This window comes from Mailhella sp., from assembly GCF_057866825.1.
Map to the genome: position 1 here is coordinate 1 of NZ_DBMAHT010000177.1, position 3318 is coordinate 3318.

A 3318-nucleotide genomic window follows, 5' to 3' on the forward strand; every position below is an offset into this window, starting at 1 on the left:
TTCACGCTTGCCGAACCCGACCGCGTGGTGCTCGATCTGGCGGGCAACTGGGACATTGCCGTGCCGCGCGTGCCGAGCAACCGGCTTATTGAGGCCGTGCGCGTAGGCCAGCACGACGACAAGACCCGCATCGTCTTCGACATGAAAACACAGGGCAAGGTGGCCCTGGTGCCTTTGAACCGCAACTCGCTTGAGCTGCGCATCCAGTAGGGGGCGGAAGATGAACGTCGACGGAAGGCATTACCGCACCATCTGGACGGAGGGCGAAGGCGAGAACGAAACGCTGTTCATCATCGATCAGACGGCGCTGCCTCACGAATTTCGGGTGAAGGCGCTGCGCACGGTGGATGACGTGTGCCGCGCCATCCGCGACATGTGGGTTCGCGGCGCGGGCCTTATCGGCGCCACGGCGGCGTGGGGCGTATGGGTGGCCGCGCGCACGGCTCCCGAGGGAGATTTTGCCGGATTCATGGCGCGGAGCATGGAGGCGCTGCGCTTGACCCGTCCCACGGCCAGCAATCTGGCGTGGGCGCTGGAGCGTCAGAAAAGAGCCCTGGCCGGGCGTTCCGGCCGAGAGGCCGTGCTTGCCGCCCATGCCGAAGCTAAGGCCGTGGCCGACGAGGACGCGGAGTTCTGCCGACGCATAGGCGCTCACGGGCTTCGTCTCATTGAAGAGGCCGCGGCAAGGCATCCCGGGCGTCCGGTCAATATTCTGACGCACTGCAATGCCGGGTGGCTGGCTTTTGTGGACTACGGTTCCGCCCTCTCTCCGGTGTACGCAGCCTTCGACGCGGGCATTCCCGTTCACGTGTGGGTGGATGAAACGCGGCCGCGCAATCAGGGCGCAAGCCTCACAGCGTGGGAACTCGGTATGCACGGCGTGCCGCACGATCTCATTGCGGACAACGCGGGCGGCCATCTCATGCAGCACGGAATGGTGGACATGGTGATTACCGGCGCGGACAGGGTGACGCGCTGCGGCGATGCGGCGAACAAGATAGGCACCTATCTGAAGGCGCTGGCTGCGGCGGACAACAACGTGCCTTTTTACGTGGCGCTGCCGTCTTCGACGTTTGATTTTTCTCTGCGCGACGGCGTGAGGGACATTCCCATTGAGGAGAGAAACGCCGACGAGGTGCGCGTCATGACCGGACTTGCGGACGACGGGTGCGTGACGAGCGTGCGCATCTGTCCTGCCGGCACTTCGGCGCGAAACTGGGCCTTTGACGTGACGCCCGCGCGGCTCATTGCCGGACTCATTACCGAAAGAGGCGTGTGCGAGGCCTCGGAGCAGGGGATTCTTTCCCTGTACCCGGAACATCGCAATGATTGAGGATCAATGTATGAGCGTGGATGAAGGATACGTCAAATATCGCTGTGTGCATGAATACGGTCCGGCTCCGCAGCATCCCGACTGGGAGGCGCTGAACGCGCTGCGCACCGATCTTGTCAAGGCCGGGCTTGTGGGCGTGCTGGACAACGGCGTGGGCTACGGCAACGTTTCCCTGCGCGCGGATCAGGGATTTGTGGTGACGGCAACGGCCACGGGGCATATTCCCGTGCTGGGCCCGGAACATTACTGTCTGGTCACCCGCTGCGACATGGACGCAAACACGGTGTGGTCGGTGGGGCCCGCGCAGGCGAGCTCCGAATCCATGACTCATGCGGCCGTGTATGAGGCGTCGCCCGTGACCGGATGCGTCATCCATCTGCACAACGACGGATTGTACGGTCAGCTCATGGCGGGCAAGGCTCCCGCCACGTCGCCGGACGCGGCCTTCGGCACTCCGGCCATGGCGCACAGCGTTGCCGAGCTGGTGCGGCGGCATCCGGCGGACGGCATTATCGTCATGTCCGGGCATCAGGGCGGCTTTCTCATGTACGCCCCGAACGTCGATCACATGCGCGATCTGCTCTACATGCTTTCGCAGGGCTACATTCCCTGTTAGAGCGCGTCGCAGCGGAAAAGACTCCCCGCAATGGGAAACATTGCAGACCGGGGAGGGGCGTCCGCTTCGGAAACAGAACGGCGTTGCCGGAACGAAGAGCGCCCGGCGGAGCGCGTCGCGTTTGCCCGGAAGGCGGGCGGCGGCGGTGAAAAGGCGCTTGCCGGAGAGACTCCCGGAGCGCGGCGGGAAGCAGCCGGACTTTTTGTTCCGACAACGGAGAGGAAAGAATGATGCAAAGGAAAATAGGCATTATCGGCGGTAGCGGACTTGACGATCCGTCTTTGTTTGAGCATCCTCGCGACACGGAAATGACCACCCCCTGGGGCGAGCCTTCCAGTTCGCTGCGTGAAGGCTTCATCGGAGGCGTTCCGGTGGTGCTCATGGCCAGGCACGGACGCAGGCACACCATTCCGCCGAGCCAGGTGAACTACCGGGCCAATCTCTGGGCGCTGAAGGAAGCCGGATGCACGCATGTGCTGGCCAGCACGGCGGTCGGCTCCCTGCGGGAGGAAATCGGACGCGGCGATCTGGTGATTCCCGATCAGTTCATAGATTTCACGAGATCGCGCAAGCTGAGCTTCTTTGAATCGTTCGAGCCCGGCTCTCCCATGCATACCGCCATGGCCGAACCGTTCGACGCCGGATTGCGGCGGATCATGGCCGAGGAACTTTCGGCGCTGGGCTATCGCTTTCACAACGGCGGCACGGTCGTGACCATCGAAGGGCCGCGTTTTTCCACAAGAGCCGAATCCCGCATGTTCCGCCTCTGGGGCGCGGACATCATCAATATGAGCATTGCCACGGAAGCGATCATGGCCAATGAGCTGGGCGTGCCCTATGCGGCCGTGGCCATGAGCACGGATTACGATTCCTGGAAAGAGGACGACGCCGTCACCTGGGAAGCGATTCTTGCCGTGGCGCATGCCAACGCCGAAAAGGTGCTGGAACTGTTCAGACGCGTCATTCCCAGACTGGCCTGACGACGGAAGCGGGGCTTTTGAAAGCAGCGGGGCAGGGCGGGCATTGCCTCTCCGCTGTTTTTTTGCGGGCAATCGGGGCGGGGAGCGCCGTGCGGACGGACGAATCTCTTGATGGAATGAGCCTGGCGCTATTGAAAATAGAAAAATAAAATGAATTTAATCAGCATATTAAATATAAAAAGAGTAAAAAGAATGAAAAAATCGCAAAAAAGTGTTTGACAAGTCGGGGGTAAATGGGCATAACTCGAAAACGCGCTGAGGCACAGCGGCTCAAACGAGCGCCTCGCTGAAAGCGCCGCCTGAAAAAAACTTGAAAAAAGTTGTTGACAGGTGAAACGAAAAGTTGCATAAAGCAACACCGCCGCGAGTGAGCGGCACGGTTCTTTGAC

The 3318-nt window shown here is 61.5% G+C and carries 4 protein-coding genes; all 4 read left to right on the forward strand.

Features of this window, described 5'->3' with window-relative positions:
• The coding region (locus ACZM96_RS10295; protein ID WP_489488931.1) for an AMIN domain-containing protein at positions 1-210 on the forward strand (210 nt) is incomplete at its 5' end.
• A 10-nt stretch (positions 211-220) separates the two neighbouring features.
• The gene (gene mtnA, locus ACZM96_RS10300) at positions 221-1333 is read left to right on the forward strand and encodes an S-methyl-5-thioribose-1-phosphate isomerase (protein WP_489488933.1); all 1113 of its coding nucleotides are present in this window, start codon (positions 221-223) and stop codon (positions 1331-1333) included.
• 10 nt (positions 1334-1343) lie between these two features.
• Positions 1344-1949: a class II aldolase/adducin family protein gene (locus ACZM96_RS10305; protein WP_489488935.1), complete on the forward strand. Its 606-nt coding sequence runs from the start codon at positions 1344-1346 to the stop codon at positions 1947-1949.
• Between the two features lie 230 nt (positions 1950-2179).
• The gene (mtnP, locus tag ACZM96_RS10310; protein WP_489488936.1) at positions 2180-2929 is read left to right on the forward strand and encodes an S-methyl-5'-thioadenosine phosphorylase; all 750 of its coding nucleotides are present in this window, start codon (positions 2180-2182) and stop codon (positions 2927-2929) included.
• Positions 2930-3318: the final 389 nt, after the last annotated feature.